Here is a 21,291-nt window from a genome sequence, read left to right as displayed (position 1 = left end):
TTAGTTTTTGTTGATTGAGACTTTATATTTAGAAAATATGATTGAAAGTAATTTATTATGAAAATATTTAGAATAATTTATGAGAAGGTAAAAAGAATAATTTATGAGAATACTATATATAAAAAATTATTGGGGGAATGTCTGATGTTTCAAGTAATTAATTTTTTATGTTTATTTTGTGTTGGATTTTTGGTTCTTGATGTTATGATATATTTTTGTAAGGATGCAATGGATATTTTTGAGGGTACAACTAATGTTAATAAAGTTAAGAGTATAAATGTTTGGGTAGATAGAGTGAGAGCTAATTCATATTCTTATGAAAATAAAATTGCAAAATAGGTAAAATTATATATGCATGCATTGTTTGTAATATCAAGGGTTATATCTATTAGTTTTAATTATATTTATTAAAAAAAACCAAAAGTTATAACCTTTTTTAAAATAAAAAACAAAAAAAGTATTGACGAATTATTTTTAAGGTGATATAGTATTACTTGTCCTTAAGAAAAGGGCAAACATAAAAAATGAACTTTGAAAATTAAACAGTAGGTTAATTTATAAAACAAGAAACAAACCATAAAGCCAGATATTTTGATAACAATAGTATCTGAGCCTGATAAACTTTTATTTGAGAGTTTGATCCTGGCTCAGGATGAACGCTGGCGGCGTGCCTAACACATGCAAGTTGAGCGATTTACTTCGGTAAAGAGCGGCGGACGGGTGAGTAACGCGTGGGTAACCTACCCTGTACACACGGATAACATACCGAAAGGTATGCTAATACGGGATAATATATTTGAGAGGCATCTCTTGAATATCAAAGGTGAGCCAGTACAGGATGGACCCGCGTCTGATTAGCTAGTTGGTAAGGTAACGGCTTACCAAGGCGACGATCAGTAGCCGACCTGAGAGGGTGATCGGCCACATTGGAACTGAGACACGGTCCAAACTCCTACGGGAGGCAGCAGTGGGGAATATTGCACAATGGGCGAAAGCCTGATGCAGCAACGCCGCGTGAGTGATGAAGGCCTTCGGGTCGTAAAACTCTGTCCTCAAGGAAGATAATGACGGTACTTGAGGAGGAAGCCCCGGCTAACTACGTGCCAGCAGCCGCGGTAATACGTAGGGGGCTAGCGTTATCCGGATTTACTGGGCGTAAAGGGTGCGTAGGCGGTCTTTCAAGTCAGGAGTGAAAGGCTACGGCTCAACCGTAGTAAGCTCTTGAAACTGGGAGACTTGAGTGCAGGAGAGGAGAGTGGAATTCCTAGTGTAGCGGTGAAATGCGTAGATATTAGGAGGAACACCAGTTGCGAAGGCGGCTCTCTGGACTGTAACTGACGCTGAGGCACGAAAGCGTGGGGAGCAAACAGGATTAGATACCCTGGTAGTCCACGCTGTAAACGATGAGTACTAGGTGTCGGGGGTTACCCCCTTCGGTGCCGCAGCTAACGCATTAAGTACTCCGCCTGGGAAGTACGCTCGCAAGAGTGAAACTCAAAGGAATTGACGGGGACCCGCACAAGTAGCGGAGCATGTGGTTTAATTCGAAGCAACGCGAAGAACCTTACCTAAGCTTGACATCCCAATGACATCTCCTTAATCGGAGAGTTCCCTTCGGGGACATTGGTGACAGGTGGTGCATGGTTGTCGTCAGCTCGTGTCGTGAGATGTTGGGTTAAGTCCCGCAACGAGCGCAACCCTTGTCTTTAGTTGCCATCATTAAGTTGGGCACTCTAGAGAGACTGCCAGGGATAACCTGGAGGAAGGTGGGGATGACGTCAAATCATCATGCCCCTTATGCTTAGGGCTACACACGTGCTACAATGGGTAGTACAGAGGGTTGCCAAGCCGTAAGGTGGAGCTAATCCCTTAAAGCTACTCTCAGTTCGGATTGTAGGCTGAAACTCGCCTACATGAAGCTGGAGTTACTAGTAATCGCAGATCAGAATGCTGCGGTGAATGCGTTCCCGGGTCTTGTACACACCGCCCGTCACACCACGGGAGTTGGAGACGCCCGAAGCCGATTATCTAACCTTTTGGAAGAAGTCGTCGAAGGTGGAATCAATAACTGGGGTGAAGTCGTAACAAGGTAGCCGTATCGGAAGGTGCGGCTGGATCACCTCCTTTCTAAGGAGAATTGCCTACTGTTTAATTTTGAGGGTTCGTTTTTACGAATACTCAAAATTAGCACTTTTAGCACTTTGAAAACTGCATATATACTTAGTGATATGACATCTAATTTGTAATATATAAAGCTGATAACTTTTTAAAATTATCGAAGTTGATAGCTTCTAATCTATCAAACCTTTTTAACTGGTCAAGTTATTAAGGGTGCAGGGCGGATGCCTTGGCACTAGGAGCCGATGAAGGACGTGATAAGCTGCGATAAGCTTCGGGGAGTTGCACGTAAACTTTGATCCGAAGATTTCCGAATGAGGAAACTCACTTAGAGTAATGTCTAAGTATCATTAAGTGAATACATAGCTTAATGAGGGGAACTCAGGGAACTGAAACATCTAAGTACCTGAAGGAAGAGAAAGAAATTCGATTCCGTAAGTAGCGGCGAGCGAACGCGGATTAGCCCAAACCAATAAAGTTTTCTTTATTGGGGTTGCGGACATATCATAACGAAGAGGTATCGTAATTGAAGAGGTTTGGAAAGACCCACCACAGAAGGTAATAGTCCTGTATGTTAAACGAAAAGACTTTAGATATGATCCAGAGTACCACGGGACACGTGAAACCCTGTGGGAAGCAGGAGGGACCACCCTCCAAGGCTAAATACTACCTAGTGACCGATAGCGTATAGTACCGTGAGGGAAAGGTGAAAAGAACCCCGGGAGGGGAGTGAAATAGAACCTGAAACCCTGCACTTACAAGCTGTGGAAGCACATTTCTTGTGTGACCGCGTACTTTTTGTAGAACGGGCCAACGAGTTACGTTAAGTAGCAAGGTTAAGCACTTAAGGTGCGGAGCCGTAGCGAAAGCGAGTTTTAACTGAGCGTTCAGTTACTTGACGTAGACCCGAAACCGGGCGACCTACCCATGAGCAGGATGAAGCGAAAGTAAAATTTCGTGGAGGTCCGAACCCACGAGCGTTGAAAAGCTCGGGGATGACTTGTGGGTAGCGGTGAAATTCCAATCGAGCCCGGAGATAGCTGGTTCTCCCCGAAATAGCTTTAGGGCTAGCCTCAAGGTGAGAGATACGGAGGTAGAGCACTGAATGTCCTAGGGGGTATTGCACCTACCGAAGACTATCAAACTCCGAATGCCGTCATCTTATACTTGGGAGTCAGACTGTGGGTGATAAGATTCATAGTCGAAAGGGCAACAGCCCAGATCGTCAGCTAAGGTCCCTAAATGTAAGTTAAGTGGTAAAGGATGTGGGATTGCACAGACAACCAGGATGTTGGCTTAGAAGCAGCCACTCATTCAAAGAGTGCGTAATAGCTCACTGGTCGAGTGATCCTGCGCCGAAGATTTCCGGGGCTAAAACTTACTACCGAAGCTACGGCATCAGTAATGATGGGTAGGGGAGCTTCCCATACGGGTTGAAGCATGACCGTAAGGACATGTGGACAGTATGGGAGTGAGAATGTTGGCATGAGTAGCGAAATGTGGGTGGGAATCCCACAGGCCGTAAACCCAAGGTTTCCAGGGGAAGGTTCGTCCGCCCTGGGTTAGTCGGGACCTAAGCTGAGGCCGAAAGGCGTAGGTGATGGACAACAGGTTGATATTCCTGTACTACCGATAACCGTTTGAGAGAAGGGATGACACAGTAGGATAAGCTAAGCACACTGTTGGTTATGTGTGCCCAAGCATTGAGGCAGTCAAAGTAGGCAAATCCGCTTTGATAATGCTGGGATGTGATGGGGAGCGAAATTTAGTAGCGAAGTAGCTGATTTCACACTGTCAAGAAAAGTCTCTATCGAGGTTAAAGGTACCCGTACCGCAAACCGACACAGGTGGGTGAGGAGAGTATCCTAAGGCCAGCGAGAGAACTGTTGTTAAGGAACTCGGCAAAATGACCCCGTAACTTAGGGATAAGGGGTGCCACCATCAGGTGGCCGCAGAGAATAGGCCCAAGCGACTGTTTACCAAAAACATAGGTTTCTGCTAAGTCGCAAGACGATGTATAGGAGCTGACGCCTGCCCGGTGCTGGAAGGTTAAGGGGATCTGTTAGAGCAATCGAAGCAGTGAACTTAAGCCCCAGTAAACGGCGGCCGTAACTATAACGGTCCTAAGGTAGCGAAATTCCTTGTCGGGTAAGTTCCGACCCGCACGAAAGGCGTAACGATTTGGGCACTGTCTCAACAACAGACTCGGTGAAATTGTAATTCCGGTGAAGATGCCGGATACCTGCGACAGGACGGAAAGACCCCATGGAGCTTTACTGTAGCTTGACATTGGGTCTTGGTACTACATGTACAGGATAGGTGGGAGGCTTTGAAACCAGGACGCCAGTTTTGGCGGAGCCATCCTTGGGATACCACCCTTGTAGTACTGGGACTCTAACCATAGGCCATGAATCTGGTCTTGGGACACTGTCAGGTGGGCAGTTTGACTGGGGCGGTCGCCTCCCAAAAGGTAACGGAGGCGCTCAAAGGTTCTCTCAGTACGGTCGGAAATCGTACGTAGAGTGTAAAGGCAAAAGAGAGCTTGATTGCAAGACATACAGGTCGAGCAAGGATGAAAATCGGACTTAGTGATCCGGTGGTTCTGCGTGGAAGGGCCATCGCTCAACGGATAAAAGCTACCCTGGGGATAACAGGCTTATCTCCCCCAAGAGTCCACATCGACGGGGAGGTTTGGCACCTCGATGTCGGCTCATCACATCCTGGGGCTGTAGTAGGTCCCAAGGGTTGGGCTGTTCGCCCATTAAAGTGGTACGCGAGCTGGGTTCAGAACGTCGTGAGACAGTTCGGTCCCTATCCGTCGCAGGCGTAGGAAATTTGAGAAGACCTGTCCTTAGTACGAGAGGACCGGGATGGACGTACCTCTGGTGTACCAGTTGTCCTGCCAAGGGCATGGCTGGGTAGCTATGTACGGAATGGATAAGCGCTGAAAGCATCTAAGCGCGAAGCCAACTTCAAGATAAGATTTCCCACCGCAAGGGTAAGACCCCAGAAAGACTATCTGGTTGATAGGTCGAAGGTGTAAGTGCAGCAATGTATTTAGCTTATCGATACTAATAGGTCGAGGACTTGACCAATATTTATTTGATGTTCATTCATTAAGATATATGTGTAGTTTTTAGAGTGCTAACTCTAAAGAAACTAGTATTACTAGATTCTATAAACTTATTAAAAACTTAATAGAAATATTAAGCATAAAGATTATGTGGTTACAATAGCAGAGAGGATACACCTGTTCCCATTCCGAACACAGAAGTTAAGCTCTCTAGCGCTGATGGTACTTGGTGGGAAACTGCCTGGGAGAGTAGGACGTAGCCACGTAATTTTTTTTATTTTTTGTCAAAAAAAACAAAAAATACGTATTTCTTTTTTCATTTCGGGAAAACTAAACACAGGAATTATGGACTTTATAAAAATTTAATTCTTGAGGAGTGATATAAGTGAAAAAAGTTGCTTTAATTTTAGCTATAATAGGTGCGCTTAACTGGGGTGCAATTGGTATTCTAGGTACAGACTTAATAGGTAGTATCTTTGGTGGAACATATGAAATGGTAAGTAGAATAATATACTTCATTGTAGGTTTAGCTGGATTATACTTAATACCAAGTTTAATGTCTGATGATAGAGAATAATTTATGCTTTTATGTTAAATACCTCATTCTAAATGTTTAGAATGAGGTATTTAATTTTATAAAAATATTAATTTGTTTCTTTTTTAATGGTAAAATAGATAAGAATTGAAGTTTTAAAAAGAAGTATTATGTAAAAAAGGAGTACTATTAATATATGTTTATTATTAATGAATTAAATAAGATTGTAAATGAAGAAGTAATATCTTTTCATATGCCTGGTCATAAAAAGGGACAGGTTTATAAAAAGTTAGGATATAAAGATATACTAAAAAATTTGTATAAAATGGATACAACTGAGATATTAGGAACAGATAATTTACACTTTCCGGAAGGAATTATAAAAAATTCACAAAAAAAAGCATCAAGAGTATTTAAAAGTGATTATACTTGCTATTTAGTAAATGGTAGTAGCTGTGGAATACAATCTGCAATAATGTCAGTATGTAGTCCTAAAAGTAAAATAATAACAAATAGAGACTGTCATCAGTCTGTTATAAATGGATGTATTTTAGGAGATATAGATATAGAGTATGTGCCTTGTGAGATAAGTGAAGAGACAAATATCTTAAAAGGGATATCTATAAGTAATGTGATTGATATAATAGATAAAAACTTGGATGCAAAAGCAGTACTGCTTACTTATCCTACATATTATGGAATGACATATGATTTAGAATACATATGTAATTATGCACATAGCAAAAAGATGGTAGTGATAGTAGATGAAGCACATGGTGCGCATTTAGGGCTTAGCGAGAGGCTTCCTAAAACAGCTCTTGAGCAAGGCGCAGATATAGTTGTACAGAGTACACATAAAACTCTTCCAGCATTTACACAATCGTCAATGATACATATACAGGGAGACCGAGTTGATATAGATAAAATATTGAACATGTTAAGAATTACAGAATCTTCAAGCCCTTCATATTTATTATTATCTTCTCTGGAATTAGCAGTAGATATATATGAAAATAAAGGAAAAGAATTAATGGAAGAGCTTTTAAATAATATTATAACTTTCAAAAATAAAGTTGATTCAAATATTAATATATACGACACAAATGATAAAACAAAAATATTTATATCATCTAAAAACATGGGTTTAACAGGTTATGAACTAGAAAATATTTTGAGAAATAAATATAACATACAAGTGGAGTTATCTAATTATTATGGAGTTCTTTTAATATGTACAATAGGAAATACTGCTGAGGATTTCTCTAGTTTAGAAACAGCATTAAACAATGTTGTAAAGGAAGACTTTAAATTTGAAAAGTTAGAAAATAAAAAATACCCTGTTGTTATTCCAAAGAAAATATTAACACCTAGAGAAGCATTTTATAAAACTAAAAAAAGTGTTAAAATATATGACAGCATAGGTAAAGTTTGTGGTGAATGTATAGTTCCATACCCACCTGGAATAAGTGTAATATCTCCTGGTGAAGTAATAAGTAAAGAAATAATAGACTATCTAATGTTTTGTCATTCTAAAGGCATGATTGTGAGTGGATTGAAAGATGTAGATTTAAATTTTATACAAGTAATAGATTTAGAAGACATTTAAAAATTATGATATAAAAGTAGATAGAAGTAGATAGTTTAAAATTGTGAAGAGAAATAAATAGACTGCTTATATAGAGCTATCTAATAAAAGTACTAAAAAAGTAAAAAGTGTTTGTATGGAGGATATGAAAATGAAAGGTAAGTTAATAATTATAGAGAGTGGTTCAGATGCAAGTGGAAAGGCTACTCAAACAGAAATATTATATGAAAGATTAAAAAAAGAAGGCTATATGATTAAAAAGGTAGAATATCCAAATTATGAATCTCCATCATCTGCCTTGGTGAAAATGTACCTAAAAGGAGACTTTGGTAAAAATGCATCAGATGTAGACCCATATATAGCATCAACTTTTTTTACAGCTGATAGGTATGCATCATTTAAAACCGATTGGGAGGAGTTTTACAATGAAGGTGGAATAATTATCGCAGATAGATATACAACCTCTAATATGGTACATCAGGCCTCTAAAATGGATATTTGTGATAGAGAAGAGTATTTAAATTGGTTAGCTGATTATGAATTTAATTTATTTAAGATACCACAACCTGATTGTGTTATATTTTTAGATGTGCCTATTGAATTTAGTAAAAAGCTTATGGAGAATAGAAAAAATAAAATTACAGGGGAAGAAAAAAAGGATATTCATGAAAGTGACATAGAGTATTTAGAGAAATCTTACAACAATGCTTTATATATAGCAGATAAATATGATTGGAAAAAAATAAATTGTGTTTTAGATAACAAATTAAGAAGTATTGAAAGTATACATAATGAAATTTATAAAATAGTTCTTGATTCAATAAAACCTATGGAGAGATAAATATGTATTTTGAAAATATTATAGGGCAAGATTTTGCAAAGAAATATTTAACAAATTCTATAAAGAAAAATAAACTTAATAATGCGTATATGTTTGAAGGAATGGATGGAATAGGAAAAAAGAAATTTGCAGATGAATTATCAAAACTATTACTTGATTATGAAAATCTCGAAAATAGTCCAGACTATGTACTCATAAAACCAGATGGAAATAGTATAAAAATAGCTCAAATCAGAAATTTACAATCAGATATAGTAATAAGACCTCATAAAGACTATAAAATATATATAATCAATAATGCTGAAAAAATGACTGTGGAAGCTCAAAATGCACTTTTAAAGACGTTAGAGGAACCTCCAAACTATGCTATAATAATCTTAGTCACAAACAACAAGGAATCTTTATTAGAAACTATAAAATCTAGATGTGATATAATAAAGTTCTCACCTATACCAATTGAAGACTTAAAACGTTATTTGATAAATACAGGTATAGAAGAAGAAAGAGCTCAATTATTGGCTATTTTTTCGAGAGGAAGTATTGAGAATGCTCTAAATCTATCTCAGTCTTCTGAGTTTTCAATGATGAGAGAAGATATACAACAGTATATTCAGATAATGTTAGATAAAAACATAGTGGAGATTTTAAATATACCAAATAATATGGAAAAATATAGAGGTAAGATTATAGCTTTATTAGATATGATGATAAACTATTTTCGAGATATCATCCTATTAAAAGAAAATGTAAACAAGAACATGTTAATAAATGTAGATAAGCTAGTTTTCATTCAAAATATGAGTGGAAAAATTAGTTATTCTCAATTGTCCAAGATTATTGATATAATAGAAGATGCAAAGAGTAAAATAAAAAGCAATTGCAATTTCAATATAAGCATACAAGTTATGTCTTTAAATATATACGAGGTGATTAAATGATAAAGATAGTAGGTATAAGGTTTAAAAGTGCTGGGAAAATATATTATTTTGACCCTGTTGATTTTAATATAGAGCAAGATATGGATGTAGTTGTAGAAACTGCAAGAGGCTTGGAGTATGGGAAAGTAGTCGTTGGTCCAAAAGATATGGATGAAAGCGAATTAGTTTCTCCTTTGAAGCCAATTATAAGAATAGCTACAGAAGAAGATAAAAAAGTATATCTAGAAAATAAGGAAAAGGCAAAAGAAACTTTTGAGTTGTGCCAACAAAAAATAAAAGAACATGAGTTAACAATGTTTTTAATAGATTGTGAGTATACATTTGATAGGAATAAGTTGATTTTTTACTTTACAGCAGAAGGAAGAATAGATTTTAGAGAATTGGTAAAAGACTTAGCTGCTATATTTAAAACTAGAATAGAACTTAGACAAATAGGTGTCAGAGATGAAGCTAAATCTATAGGAGGTCTAGGGCCTTGTGGTAGAAAACTTTGTTGTTCATCTTGGTTAGGTGATTTTCAACCAGTTTCAATAAAAATGGCAAAAGACCAAAGTCTATCTCTAAATCCAACAAAAATATCTGGAATATGTGGGAGATTATTCTGTTGCTTAAAATATGAGCATGATGTATATAGTGAAGCAATAGAAAAAATGCCTGTTGTAGGTGCATTGGTGCAATCAGATGATGGAAAAGGAAAAGTTGTAGAAGTGAATCCTTTATTAGAACAAATTAAAGTGGAATTTCAAGACAAGACAGTAAAGATATATACAAGAGAAGATATAAAAATACTTAGAGAGCCTAAAAAATGTGATGGCTGTGGTGGTAAATGTAAGGATAATGATGGATTAGATGAAGCCACACTAAGAGAGCTAAAGAAATTAGAAGATTAAATTTAAGGTAGGGCTTTTCCTACCTTTTTTAAAGCAATTAATGCTTAAAGTTATTAATATTTGAGGAGAATTTATATATGCAATTAAAAGATTCAGAAAGAATAGATGATTTACAATTAAAAGGCCTTAAAATTATACAAGATACTAATGGTTTTTGTTTTGGTATAGATGCAGTTTTATTAGCCAATTTTACTAAAATAAAAAAAGATGCCAAAGTAGTAGATTTGGGTACTGGAACTGGAATTATACCTATTTTGATAGCTGGAAAAAGTGAAGCTAAAAAAATTATTGGCGTGGAAATACAAGAAGATGTATATGAAATGGCAACTCGTTCTATAAAATTAAATGGATTAGAAGAAAGAGTTGAGATTATAAATGAAGATATAAAATACATAGACAAAGTCTTAGACATAAATGGTTACCATGTAGTCACATCAAATCCTCCATATATGCATATTGATGGAATAAAAAATCCAAATGATAAAAAAGCAATATCAAGACATGAAGTAAGGTGCAATTTGGAAGATGTAATTAGAGCTGCATCCAGATTGGTTATGCCTAGAGGAAAATTCTTCATGATACATAGACCAACAAGATTGGTTGATATAATAACTTTAGGGAGAAAATATAAATTAGAACCAAAGGTTATTCAATTTGTGCATCCAAGACCTCAAAAAGCACCGAACTTAGTTTTGGTTCAATTTGTAAAAGATGGAAGGCCAGAGCTTAAAATATTGGACCCATTGTATGTTTATGGAGAAGATGGGAATTATACAAAAGAATTAAAAGCAATATATAATAATAAAGATATAGGAGAGTTGTAAATGAGCGGGAAATTGTACATATGTCCAACACCAATAGGAAACCTAGAAGATATAACATATAGAACTTTAAGAATATTAAAAGAAGTAGACTTGATTGCAGCAGAAGATACAAGACATAGTATAAAACTTTTAAATCATTTTGAAATCTCAAAACCACTAACTAGTTATCATGAACATAATAAGGATTCAAAGGGAGATTATTTGATAAATAAACTAATTGATGGTGAAAATATAGCTCTGATAAGTGATGCAGGTATGCCTGGTATATCTGACCCAGGAGAAGAGATAATAAAACAAGCTATACAAAATAACATAGAGATAGAAGTATTGCCAGGTGCAACAGCCTTTGTAACGGCTTTAGTTGGCTCTGGTATGGACACACATAGATTTGTTTTTGAGGGCTTTTTAGATAGAGATAAAAAAGTTAGGAAAGCACAATTGGAAGAATTAAAGGAAGAAAGTAGAACTATAATTTTCTATGAATCACCACATAGATTGAAGGATACACTAAAAGATATGCTTAAAATTCTTGGTAATAGGAATATTTCTATAAATAGAGAACTTACAAAAAAATATCAAGAAATAATAAGAGAAAATATAGAAACTACCATAAAAATATTTGAGGAAAAAGAAGTAAGAGGAGAGTTTGTATTAATAGTAGAGGGTTTTCATGGTGAGAAGTCAAAGAAAGAAAATTATGATGGGCTTACAGATAGGGAATATGTTTTAAAACTAATTGAAAGTGGTATGAACAAAAAAGATGCAATAAAAATAGTTTGTAAAGATAGAAAGTTAAAGAAAGATGTGGTTTATAAACAAGTTTTAGATTTATAAAGCCTGAATCTGAGGTGATTTTATGGAAATAGGGAAAATTATAATAGAGAGTTTAAAGAGGGAAGATACACATAAAATATTTATAGAATTAGATAATAAGCATGAATTAGAAAAAATAATTCCTAAAATAAGCTGTATGAAGTCTGTAGGTGAATGTAAATATCATGTAGTAAATTGTTTTGAACATTCTATAAATGCATTAAAAGAATTAGAAATAGTATTAAATGATAAGGATTTTTTTCCAATACATCTAAGAAAACATGTGTCAAACTATTTAAACACATATATTGAAGAAGGAATAAATAAGTTACATGTATTAAAGCTGGGAACATTTTTACATGATATAGGTAAGCCTGACAGTATGACCTTAGATGAAACCGGAAGAGTTCATTTCACAAATCATGAAAAAATAGGTGCTCAAATAATTGACAATATGGGAATAAAGTTAGAGTTATCAACAGAGACATATAGACTTATAAGTAAATATGTAAGATATCATATGATACTTTTGTCTCTATATAAGAAAAATGATTTGAGTAGGAAAGAATTAATTAATGTATTTAACTTAGTAGATGAGGACACTATAGGTGTAATAATGCTTGGGTATGCAGATATAGTGTCTACAGTAAAATTATTGGGTAAGAGTGGAGAAGTCAGTGTGTTAAAGACATATATGGAATATATTTTAACAAATTACTTGTATAAGAGTAATTATACACATGTATAAATTTAGTTAATATAATTGAGTTTTAGATGATTAATTAAAGTTTGAAATATACGGATTTCAAAAACATAAAAGAAGTTGTCTTTGTTGTAAAATTATGAAAGACAACTTTTTTTATATCAAAAATTGAAATTTTATTAAGGATACTTAATGGTCTATTAATTAATAAACCATTAGTATTTAATTTATATTACAATATTGATTTTGCTTGTATTGGCGTTGATAGTATAACAGAGGTCTTAGTAGAACCAATTTTCTTTATAGTATCAATCACATTTTCTAGCTCGTACATATCTTTTACAATTACTTTTAAAAGTAAGCAATCATCACCTGTTATATGGTGACATTCTACAATCCTAGGGTCCTTTGCAGCTGACTCAATAAATTCTGTATATCCATTGCTTGGAAGAGAAATATGAATAAATGCCTTTATAACTCTGCCTAATGAATCTGGGTTGACAATAGCTTTATATCCTTCTATAACACCAGACTCTTCTAATCTTTTGACTCTTTCTGAAACTGCAGGAGAAGTTAAACCAACTATTTTTCCTAAGTCCTTCATAGAAATTCTCCCATCATCCTGTAAAATTTCTATGATTCTGTAATCTGTAACATCCATAAATAAACAGTCCCCCTTAAATAAAAATAATTAATGCTATAAAACTTTTTTAGAATCTATCATTTGTGTTTTTAAATACCAAAGATTTCTAGATAAATCAACCTTATAAATGTGTGGTTTTGAAAGTCTTTTGTATTGTTCCCAGATAGTACTTAATTCATATTGTACATGATTTTTTATTTCAAGAACAGCTTTTTTATTATATTTGCATCTGCCTTTTATATACAATGGTTTAAGAAGCTCTTTAACTTTGTAATTTGTAAATACCTTTGTTTTCCATGTATAAGTAGGATGGAAGATTTCTAAAGGTTTAGACTCATCTATAACTTCATCATGTAACATAATCAAATCTGCCTCTGCCTTATTGTCTTCGTTATATATTCTTATAACTTTCTTGTAACCAGGATTATTTATTTTTTCTGGATTCTCAGAAATCTTTATCTTAGGTTCAAGAACTCCTTTTTCACAAGATGCAGCTAATTTATAAACTCCTCCAAGAGAAGGTGAATCGAAAGATGTAATGAGCTTTGTACCTACTCCCCATGAATTTATAGTAGCTCCTTCTGCTTTAAGTGATGTTATGGTATATTCGTCTAGGTCATTAGATGCAGTGATGCTGATATCTGAAAAGCCAGCGTTATCTAATTGTTTTTTAGCTTCTTTAGATAAATAAGCTAAATCTCCAGAGTCAAGTCTTATACCCATAGGTTTGTATCCTTTTTCAGAAATATTTTTGAATACTTTTATTGCATTAGGAACTCCACTGTTTAATACATCATAAGTATCTACAAGTAGTAGGCATTTATCTGGATAAACATCAGCATATGCTTGGAATGCTTCAAGTTCATTATCAAATTTTTGTACCCAACTGTGAGCTTGTGTACCAATTATAGGTATATCAAACATTTTCCCTGCTAGTACGTTTGCAGTTCCAGCACAACCACCAACTACAGCAGCCCTAGCCCCATATATCCCTGCATCTGGACCTTGTGCACGACGTAATCCAAATTCAAATACAGGGTCTCCTTGAGCTGCAAAGCAAACTCTAGAGGCTTTAGTAGCAATAAGAGACTGAAAATTAACTATTGTTAACAATGCTGTTTCAATAAGTTGAGCTTGATATAAAGGTGCCTTAACAGTAATTAATGGCTCATTAGGGAACATGATAGTTCCTTCCTCAACAGCATATATATCTCCTGTGAATTTAAATTCTTTTAAAAATTTTAAGAACTTGTCAGAAAATAAATTTAAGTTTTTTAAGTACTCTAAATCTTCATCTGAAAAATGAAGATTATCTATGTATTCAACAACCTGATCAATACCACAAACTATAGTATACCCTCCATCACAAGCGTTTTTTCTAAAAAACATATCAAATACAACAATGTCTTCATGAATATTCTTTTCAAAATAGCCATTTAACATAGTAAGCTGATATAAATCAGTAAGAAGTGTTAGATTTCTCATTATTTCTCTCCTTAATTATTATTAAATATTAAAAATTGTAAAAACTCCCACACTTATACTAAAACATAATATAGTACAACTTTCAAGTATAAAGTATTACCTAACTATCATAAAATTATTTAAAGAGGAGGATGATTATAATAGGAAAAATATGGTTTTATATGGTATCGATAGGAATAATAGGAAGCTTGATTTCTAAAAATATGGGTGAATTAAATAAAGTTATATTAAGTGAAACATCAAAAGGTATAGAGTTTGCAATAAGTCTAGCTGGTATCATGGCACTCTGGATGGGGATAATGAATATCGCAAAAGAATCAGGTTTAATTGAAAAGATAGGTCAAAAACTAAATCCTATAATGAGAAGATTATTTCCTTCTATTCCAAAAGGTCATAAAGCAATGTCTTATATAGTTATGAATATTGCTTTAAATATGTTGGGTGCTGGAAATGGTGCAACAGCATTTGGTTTAAAAGCAATGAGTGAGCTTCAAACTTTGAATAACAAGAAAGATACAGCCACTAATGATATGATTATGTTTATGGTAATCAATATATCATCTATACAAATAATTCCATTTACCATAATCAAACTAAGGATGGATATGGGGGCTCAAAATCCAAGTGAAATAATTTTTACGACTTTATTTGCAACCATAATATCTACAGCAGTAGCAATAATAACATGTAAATTTTTTCAAAGAAGATATAGATAAAGGGGATGTAGATACATGGAGATATTTTCAAACTTACTTATACCAATAATAATTCTGTACATAGTAATTTATGGTAAATATAAAAAAATAGATGTGTATGATAGTTTTGTAAAAGGAGCAATTGATGGATTAAAAGCTGCATGGGATATCCTACCATATATAATAGGTATATTTTTGGCAATAGGAATATTCAAAACTGGTAAAGGTCTTGATATGTTAGAATGGCTATTTACACCAATAGCAAATATGATGAGTATACCAAAAGAATTAATAGGTCTAATAAGTGTAAAACCTTTATCTGGAAGTGGTGCTTTAGGGATGTACAGTGAACTTGCAAATAGAGTTGGAATAGGAAGTTTAGTAGAAAAAATGGGTGCTACGATTGTAGGTTCTTCTGAGACTATTTTTTACACAATGGCAATATACTATGGAAGTCTGAAGATAAAAAATACTAGACATACATTATCATGTGCTATGATTAGCCATGTTGCAGGTGTCATAGCAGCTGTTTTTATTTGCTATGTAATATTTGTATAATTTGTTGACAATATGGGAAAAATTTTATAATATAGTGATTATATAGAAACAAATAGTAATACAAATTACAAGCTATGAAAAGAAGAGTAAATAAAGGTTTTTTCTATCAGAGAACTAGGTTAGGTGAAAGCTAGTGTCAAAAGCTTTATTGAAGATGGTCTTGGAGCTTTTTATCTGAGCAAGTGTGCTAGGGTAAAACGGTTGGACACGTTATAGTCTACTAAGGTATCTATAAAATGTTTCTACATTTCATGTGAAACATAACTATTATAGATGAATTAGGGTGGTACCGTGAATAATCTCGCCCCTATGTTAACTCATAGGAGGCGATTTTTTATTATTTAAATGAAAGAATCATATGATTACGAACGATAAAAAATTAGGAGGTAAATAACATGAGCAAACCGAGTTTTTATGTAACAACACCAATATACTATCCAAGTGGAGGATTACACATAGGACATACTTATTCAACAGTAGCTGCAGATACAATAGCTAGATTCAAGCGTTTCTGTGGATATGATGTAAAGTTCTTAACAGGAACAGATGAGCATGGTGAAAAAATTCAAAAGAAAGCCATAGAACAAGGAATGTCAGAGATAGAGTATCTTGATGGAATGATAAAAGATATAAAGGCCTTATGGAATACTATGGATATATCTTATGATGATTTTATAAGAACTACAGAAAAAAGACATACAGACATAATACAAAAGATATTTACTAAACTATATGAGCAAGGTGATATATATAAAGGTGAATATGAAGGTAGATACTGTACTCCTTGTGAGAGTTTCTGGACAGAATCTCAATTACTAGAAGGAAATAAATGCCCTGACTGTGGAAGAGAAACATATTTAGTAAAAGAAGAATCTTATTTCTTTAGATTATCTAAATATGAAGACAGATTAAAAGAGTTATTTAAAGATGATAGTTTCTGTTTTCCTGCTGCTAGAAAAAATGAAATGGTGGCAAACTTTTTAGACAAAGGATTAGAAGATTTAAGCGTAACTAGAACGACTTTTGACTGGGGTATAAAAGTTCCTTTTGATGAAAAACATGTAATTTATGTGTGGGTAGATGCTTTATGTAACTATATAACAGCATTAGGTTATATGACTGATAATGATGAAGAATTTAAAAAATATTGGCCTGCCAATGTTCAAATAGTAGGTAAAGAAATAGTGAGATTCCATACAATAATATGGCCAGCGCTTTTAATGGCTTTAGGTCTAGAAGTTCCAAAACAAGTATTTGGACATGGATGGATACTATTTGCTGATGATAAAATGAGTAAATCAAAGGGTAATGTGGTTTATCCAGAACCTATAATAGAAAGATATGGAATAGACACACTTAAGTACTTCTTATTAAGAGAGTTTGCATTTGGGCAAGATGGAAGTTATACTCATAGAAATTTTGTAACGAGAATAAATTATGATTTAGCAAATGATTTAGGAAACTTAATAAGTAGAACTGTAGCTATGGTTGAAAAATACAATAATGGTATAATACCAACAGCAAAAGTTTCAACTAATTTTGATGCTGACTTAAAAGAACAAGCTGTTTCAACTAGAGAAAACTTTGAAGCTGAAATGGATAAAATGCAATTCCATGAAGCATTAGAGAGTGTATGGAAATTAGTTAGAAGAACTAACAAATATATAGATGAAACTATGCCTTGGGCACTAGCTAAAGATGAAACGAAGAAAGATGAATTAGACACAGTTTTATATAATTTATGTGAATCTATAAGAATAATCGCAACACTAATAAATCCTATAATGAATGAGACTGCTAATAAAATATATGAACATATAGGAATAAAAGGTCAAGATGATATAACTACATGGGAAAGTACAAAAACATTTGGTCTTATTGGAGAAAATGTAAAAGTATTTAAAGGTGAACCTTTATTCCCAAGATTAGATGTAGAAAAAGAGATAGAAGAATTAACTAAAATGTTCTCTGGGAAACCTCCAGTAGAAGAAAAACCTTTAGAGCATAAAGAAGAAATTACTATTGATGATTTAGACAAAATAGAGCTTAGAGTAGGGAAAATAATAAGCTGTGAAAAACATCCAAAAGCAAATAAATTATTAGTATCACAAGTTAAGATTGGACCAGAAACAAGACAAATAGTATCAGGAATAGCTGAATACTATAAGCCAGAGGATTTAGTAGGAAAAGAGGTTACAGTGGTATGTAACTTAAAACCAGTTAAATTAAGAGGTGTAGAATCTCAAGGTATGATATTAGCAGCAGGTGATGATGGAGACCCATATGTTTTACCATTTACACAAGGGGCTAAAGATGGATGCGAGGTTCGTTAGTAGGTAATTAAATAGTAAGGAGATTAAAGATGTTATTTGACTCACATGCACATTTAAATGATGAAAGTTTTGATGAAGATAGAGATGAACTTATTGGTTCATTAAAAGATAAAGGTGTAGATTTGGTTGTAAATCCAGGAGCAGATATAGAGACGTCGATAACAGCAATTGAACTTTCGAAAAAATACGACTTTATATATTCAGCAGTTGGGGTACATCCACATGATGTATCAAAACTAGATGATACAGCAATAGAAACTCTAAGAAAACTTGCAACTGAGAATGAAAAAGTTGTAGCTATTGGAGAGATTGGATTAGATTATTATTATGATTATTCTCCAAGAGAAGAACAAAAAGAGTGGTTTAAGAAGCAAATTGAATTAGCTAATGAGCTAAAACTTCCAATAATAATACATGATAGAGATGCACATGGAGATACTTTTGAGATAATAAAGAATACTAAAAATCCTGAAATAGGATGTGTACTTCATTGTTATAGTGGGAATGTAGAGTTAGCTAGAGAATATGTTAAGATGGGTTGTTATATATCAATTCCAGGCACGGTTACTTTTAAGAATAATAAAAAAACTAGAGAAGTAGTAAGAGAAATACCTCTAGAAAGATTATTCATAGAGACTGATTCACCATATATGTCACCAGAGCCACATAGAGGAAAGAGAAACAATCCTTCCCAAGTATCTTTTGTTGCTGATAAGATAGCCCAGGAAAAAGGGATATCTTATGAAGAAGTATGTAGAGTTACAAAAGAAAATGCAAAGAAATTTTTTAATATAAAATAGACAAATTAAATCTTATAATGATATATATAATAAGTCATTATAAGTATAGGATGAGAGTGCCTCAAAATGAGTTTTTTAGTTCATGAGGCACTCTTTTTTTTATGAAATCAAATATATTTTCATCATTTCAACAATGAAAAAGAAGTTTATCATATTTTGAGATAGTTTGTTTTTATTTATTTAATTCATATTTTAAAATATATTTTCTTAACATTGTTAAAAAAGAATTTACAAGATATTCATTAGAATTAACTCAACTCTAATATTCACTTAACTTAAGTTGTTTATTATATTATTAAAGAGAAGTAAACGAAAGGTAGATTAAGGAGGTTGAATTTTGTATACAGTTGATAGTACTAAGATATTGATAAATATGAACTTAGAGAAACTAGAAAAGATATACTCAATGATAAAAGATACATCAAGTATTTCTATAATTAAAGAACCTAACTTGGCTACAGTAATGGTAAGAGCTAATGAAAGTGTAAAAAACACAACATTTAATTTAGGAGAGATATTAGTTACTGAATGTAGTGTAAAGGTAGATGAAAGCTTGGGTTACGGAATAGTTTCAGAAAACAATAATAAGAAAGCCATTTATTTAGCAGTTATAGATGCAGTTTTACATAGCAATAACAGTAAATTTGATGAGTTAAAGAATTACATAAATAAAAGTGTATATGAAGAGAACTTAAGGTATGAACAAGAGATTATTGATGAATTTAGCTTGATTAATAAAACGAAAGTTCAATTCAATGCTATGGATTAAATAGGAGGAGAATCATGGTAAATTATACACAAGAAATATATAGAAAGATGCTAGATAGTGCTTCATTTCCTGGGAAATTAAATAATATAGATAATATAAATATAGAAAATAATACAAAACTATTGAATGGAGCAATTGGTATAGCAATCACTTTATTAGACCAAGAAGTTACCTTCTATATAGAAAATTATACTCAAAAAGATATAAAAAATATAAGAGCACTTACAATGTCAAATCAAATAGATTATAGAAAATCAGATTATATATTTTTAGATATTAATTCAGAAGTGGATATATTACAGATTAAAATAGGTTCTTTTGAATATCCTGATGAAAGTGCAACTATAGTACATCAAGTAAATGATTTATCAACGTACTCTCAAACTAAGTATATAAAGCTTGATTTGAGTGGTCCTGGTATAAAATCTAAAAATAGTATATATATAAATGGAATTAGAGAAGAATTTATAGAAAGATTATCTAGCATAAATAAAGATTATCCAATAGGAATAGATTTGATTTTAGTAGATAAAAAAGGAGAAATTGCATTTATACCAAGGTCATCAAAATTAAGTTGGGAGGTATTATAGAAATGGCTTATGTAGCAGTTAAAGGTGGAGAAGAAGCCATATTACAGGCTAAAAATATACTTGAGTTTTATAGGGTAAAAGGAGATAGCTTGCCTATAGATGTAAAGCAGATTGAGGAACAAATGTCTTATGCTGTAGACAAAGTAATGTCTGAAGGAAGTTTATACAACAAGGAACTATCAGCATTGGCTATAAAACAAGCTCAAGGTGATATATTAGAAGCCTCTTTCTATGTAAGAGCTTTAAGGTCAACAATGCCTAGAATTACATATTCAGAACCCATAAATACAGAAGAAATGAGAATAAAAAGAAGAATATCAGCTACTTTTAAAGATATACCAGGAGGTCAGTATCTTGGGGCAACTAGAGATTATGAAAATAGAATATTGAATGTAGAATTATTAGAAGAAGATGAAAAAAAGAATAGAGATTTTAGAGATAGTTTTATAAATGAATTAGAAACAGTAGATGAAATCCCTGAATTTACAAAAATATCTAATATATTTAGAAAAGAAAATTTATTACAAGAAGAAGTTTGTGAAAACAAATTGGAAGAAGTTATTGATGATATTACAAGAAATAGTTTAAGATTTCCAGTTTCTAGGTCAGCAAAGTTACAGGCATTAACTAGAGGTGAAAGTGGAGTAGTGTCAGGTTTTGCTTATGCTATTGTAAGAGGTTTTGGTGATGAACATCCATATATAAGTGAACTTAGAACTGGTAATGTATTTATAAAAGTAAAACATCCCATCTATGAAGATGAAGAAATAATAATAGGGGATATGCTGGTTACTGAATGTGAAATAGTTTCAAAAGCATCACAAAATAAGACTGAAAATTCTAAAACTAATTCGGAAGATAAAAATAAGATGTCTTTAGGATATGGTCTTTGTATGGGGAATAATGAGAATAAGGCTATATCTATGGCCATACTAGACAAATCTTTGGAGCCAAATAGTGAAAAACTAGCACAAGATGAAGAATTTGTATTGCTTCATATAGATGGAATAGATTCATTAGGATTTATATCTCACTTTAAGCTTCCTCACTATGTAGATTTTAAAGCGGATGTAGAAAGAATAAAATAGTTTGTGGAGG

At 33.2% G+C, this 21,291-nt stretch carries 18 protein-coding genes, 3 rRNA genes and 1 other annotated feature; of the genes, 19 read left to right on the top strand and 2 right to left on the bottom strand.

The genetic code is table 11. The features are described from left to right. The first annotated feature begins 144 nt into the window (after positions 1-144). The 12 genes from CDIF1296T_RS18440 to CDIF1296T_RS18385 all read left to right on the top strand — a co-directional run bounded on the left by CDIF1296T_RS18440 (position 145) and on the right by CDIF1296T_RS18385 (position 12,365). A complete protein-coding gene (locus CDIF1296T_RS18440) occupies positions 145-339 on the top strand; it encodes a hypothetical protein (protein ID WP_009898755.1) in 195 nt (64 codons plus the stop codon). Between the two features lie 285 nt (positions 340-624). Continuing rightward, positions 625-2,127: ribosomal RNA gene (locus tag CDIF1296T_RS18435) — 16S ribosomal RNA — on the top strand. Positions 2,128-2,315: 188 nt separating this feature from the next. Continuing rightward, a 23S ribosomal RNA gene (locus CDIF1296T_RS18430) occupies positions 2,316-5,213 on the top strand. A 127-nt stretch (positions 5,214-5,340) separates the two neighbouring features. Beyond that, positions 5,341-5,457 (top strand): 5S ribosomal RNA (gene rrf, locus CDIF1296T_RS18425). Together the 16S, 23S and 5S rRNA genes form the textbook arrangement of a ribosomal RNA operon. A gap of 119 nt (positions 5,458-5,576) precedes the next feature. Next, positions 5,577-5,768, top strand: a complete 192-nt coding sequence (locus CDIF1296T_RS18420) for a DUF378 domain-containing protein (protein ID WP_003427633.1) — start codon at positions 5,577-5,579, stop codon at positions 5,766-5,768. Between the two features lie 154 nt (positions 5,769-5,922). Next, a complete protein-coding gene (locus CDIF1296T_RS18415; RefSeq protein WP_009898754.1) occupies positions 5,923-7,332 on the top strand; it encodes an aminotransferase class I/II-fold pyridoxal phosphate-dependent enzyme in 1,410 nt (469 codons plus the stop codon). A gap of 130 nt (positions 7,333-7,462) precedes the next feature. Continuing rightward, positions 7,463-8,152: a dTMP kinase gene (locus tag CDIF1296T_RS18410; RefSeq protein ID WP_009892113.1), complete on the top strand. Its 690-nt coding sequence runs from the start codon at positions 7,463-7,465 to the stop codon at positions 8,150-8,152. Between the two features lie 2 nt (positions 8,153-8,154). Continuing rightward, on the top strand, positions 8,155-9,090 hold the full coding sequence (locus tag CDIF1296T_RS18405; protein ID WP_003435878.1) for a DNA polymerase III subunit: 936 nt from the start codon (positions 8,155-8,157) through the stop codon (positions 9,088-9,090). Further along, a complete protein-coding gene (locus tag CDIF1296T_RS18400; protein WP_003427637.1) occupies positions 9,087-9,980 on the top strand; it encodes a PSP1 domain-containing protein in 894 nt (297 codons plus the stop codon). Before CDIF1296T_RS18405 ends, CDIF1296T_RS18400 begins: the two co-directional genes overlap by 4 nt. Before the next feature lie 77 nt (positions 9,981-10,057). Continuing rightward, the gene (locus tag CDIF1296T_RS18395) at positions 10,058-10,804 is read left to right on the top strand and encodes a tRNA1(Val) (adenine(37)-N6)-methyltransferase (protein ID WP_003435875.1); all 747 of its coding nucleotides are present in this window, start codon (positions 10,058-10,060) and stop codon (positions 10,802-10,804) included. After that, positions 10,805-11,638, top strand: a complete 834-nt coding sequence (gene rsmI / locus CDIF1296T_RS18390) for a 16S rRNA (cytidine(1402)-2'-O)-methyltransferase (RefSeq protein ID WP_009898750.1) — start codon at positions 10,805-10,807, stop codon at positions 11,636-11,638. It abuts the gene before it with no gap. Positions 11,639-11,660: 22 nt separating this feature from the next. Further along, positions 11,661-12,365: an HDIG domain-containing metalloprotein gene (locus CDIF1296T_RS18385; protein WP_003435869.1), complete on the top strand. Its 705-nt coding sequence runs from the start codon at positions 11,661-11,663 to the stop codon at positions 12,363-12,365. A 187-nt stretch (positions 12,366-12,552) separates the two neighbouring features. Here CDIF1296T_RS18385 and CDIF1296T_RS18380 read toward each other — a convergent pair whose 3' ends face one another. Together CDIF1296T_RS18380 and CDIF1296T_RS18375 are read right to left on the bottom strand one after the other, a co-directional pair. Beyond that, positions 12,553-12,981 (bottom strand): Lrp/AsnC family transcriptional regulator, encoded by a 429-nt coding sequence (locus CDIF1296T_RS18380; protein WP_003421494.1) that lies wholly within the window; start codon positions 12,979-12,981, stop codon positions 12,553-12,555. A gap of 36 nt (positions 12,982-13,017) precedes the next feature. Then, on the bottom strand, positions 13,018-14,448 hold the full coding sequence (locus tag CDIF1296T_RS18375) for a nicotinate phosphoribosyltransferase (RefSeq protein WP_003427657.1): 1,431 nt from the start codon (positions 14,446-14,448) through the stop codon (positions 13,018-13,020). Positions 14,449-14,579: 131 nt separating this feature from the next. Here CDIF1296T_RS18375 and CDIF1296T_RS18370 point away from each other — a divergent pair, with 131 nt between their 5' ends. The 7 genes from CDIF1296T_RS18370 (at position 14,580) to CDIF1296T_RS18340 (ending at position 21,281) form a co-directional block, all read left to right on the top strand. Further along, entirely contained in the window at positions 14,580-15,164 is a 585-nt protein-coding gene (locus tag CDIF1296T_RS18370; protein WP_003427659.1) for a spore maturation protein A, read from the top strand. A 15-nt stretch (positions 15,165-15,179) separates the two neighbouring features. Continuing rightward, positions 15,180-15,701: a spore maturation protein B gene (locus tag CDIF1296T_RS18365; RefSeq protein ID WP_009898747.1), complete on the top strand. Its 522-nt coding sequence runs from the start codon at positions 15,180-15,182 to the stop codon at positions 15,699-15,701. A 65-nt stretch (positions 15,702-15,766) separates the two neighbouring features. Further along, positions 15,767-16,013, top strand: a binding site (T-box leader). Positions 16,014-16,096: 83 nt separating this feature from the next. Beyond that, positions 16,097-18,034: a methionine--tRNA ligase gene (gene metG, locus CDIF1296T_RS18360; protein ID WP_003435867.1), complete on the top strand. Its 1,938-nt coding sequence runs from the start codon at positions 16,097-16,099 to the stop codon at positions 18,032-18,034. Between the two features lie 29 nt (positions 18,035-18,063). Further along, positions 18,064-18,834, top strand: coding sequence for a TatD family hydrolase (locus CDIF1296T_RS18355; RefSeq protein WP_009898746.1), 771 nt, complete (start codon positions 18,064-18,066; stop codon positions 18,832-18,834). A 337-nt stretch (positions 18,835-19,171) separates the two neighbouring features. Next, positions 19,172-19,603, top strand: coding sequence for a phosphonate C-P lyase system protein PhnG (phnG, locus tag CDIF1296T_RS18350; protein WP_009892105.1), 432 nt, complete (start codon positions 19,172-19,174; stop codon positions 19,601-19,603). Positions 19,604-19,617: 14 nt separating this feature from the next. Next, complete coding sequence (gene phnH, locus CDIF1296T_RS18345; protein ID WP_003435864.1) at positions 19,618-20,193, top strand: phosphonate C-P lyase system protein PhnH; 576 nt, start codon at positions 19,618-19,620, stop codon at positions 20,191-20,193. 2 nt (positions 20,194-20,195) lie between these two features. Beyond that, positions 20,196-21,281, top strand: coding sequence for a carbon-phosphorus lyase complex subunit PhnI (locus CDIF1296T_RS18340; protein ID WP_009892103.1), 1,086 nt, complete (start codon positions 20,196-20,198; stop codon positions 21,279-21,281). Positions 21,282-21,291 lie beyond the last annotated feature (10 nt).

Source organism: Clostridioides difficile ATCC 9689 = DSM 1296, assembly GCF_001077535.1.
GTDB lineage: Bacteria > Bacillota > Clostridia > Peptostreptococcales > Peptostreptococcaceae > Clostridioides > Clostridioides difficile.
The sequence above is the reverse complement of the archived record's forward strand: the minus strand, read 5'-3'. Positions and strand labels throughout refer to the sequence as shown.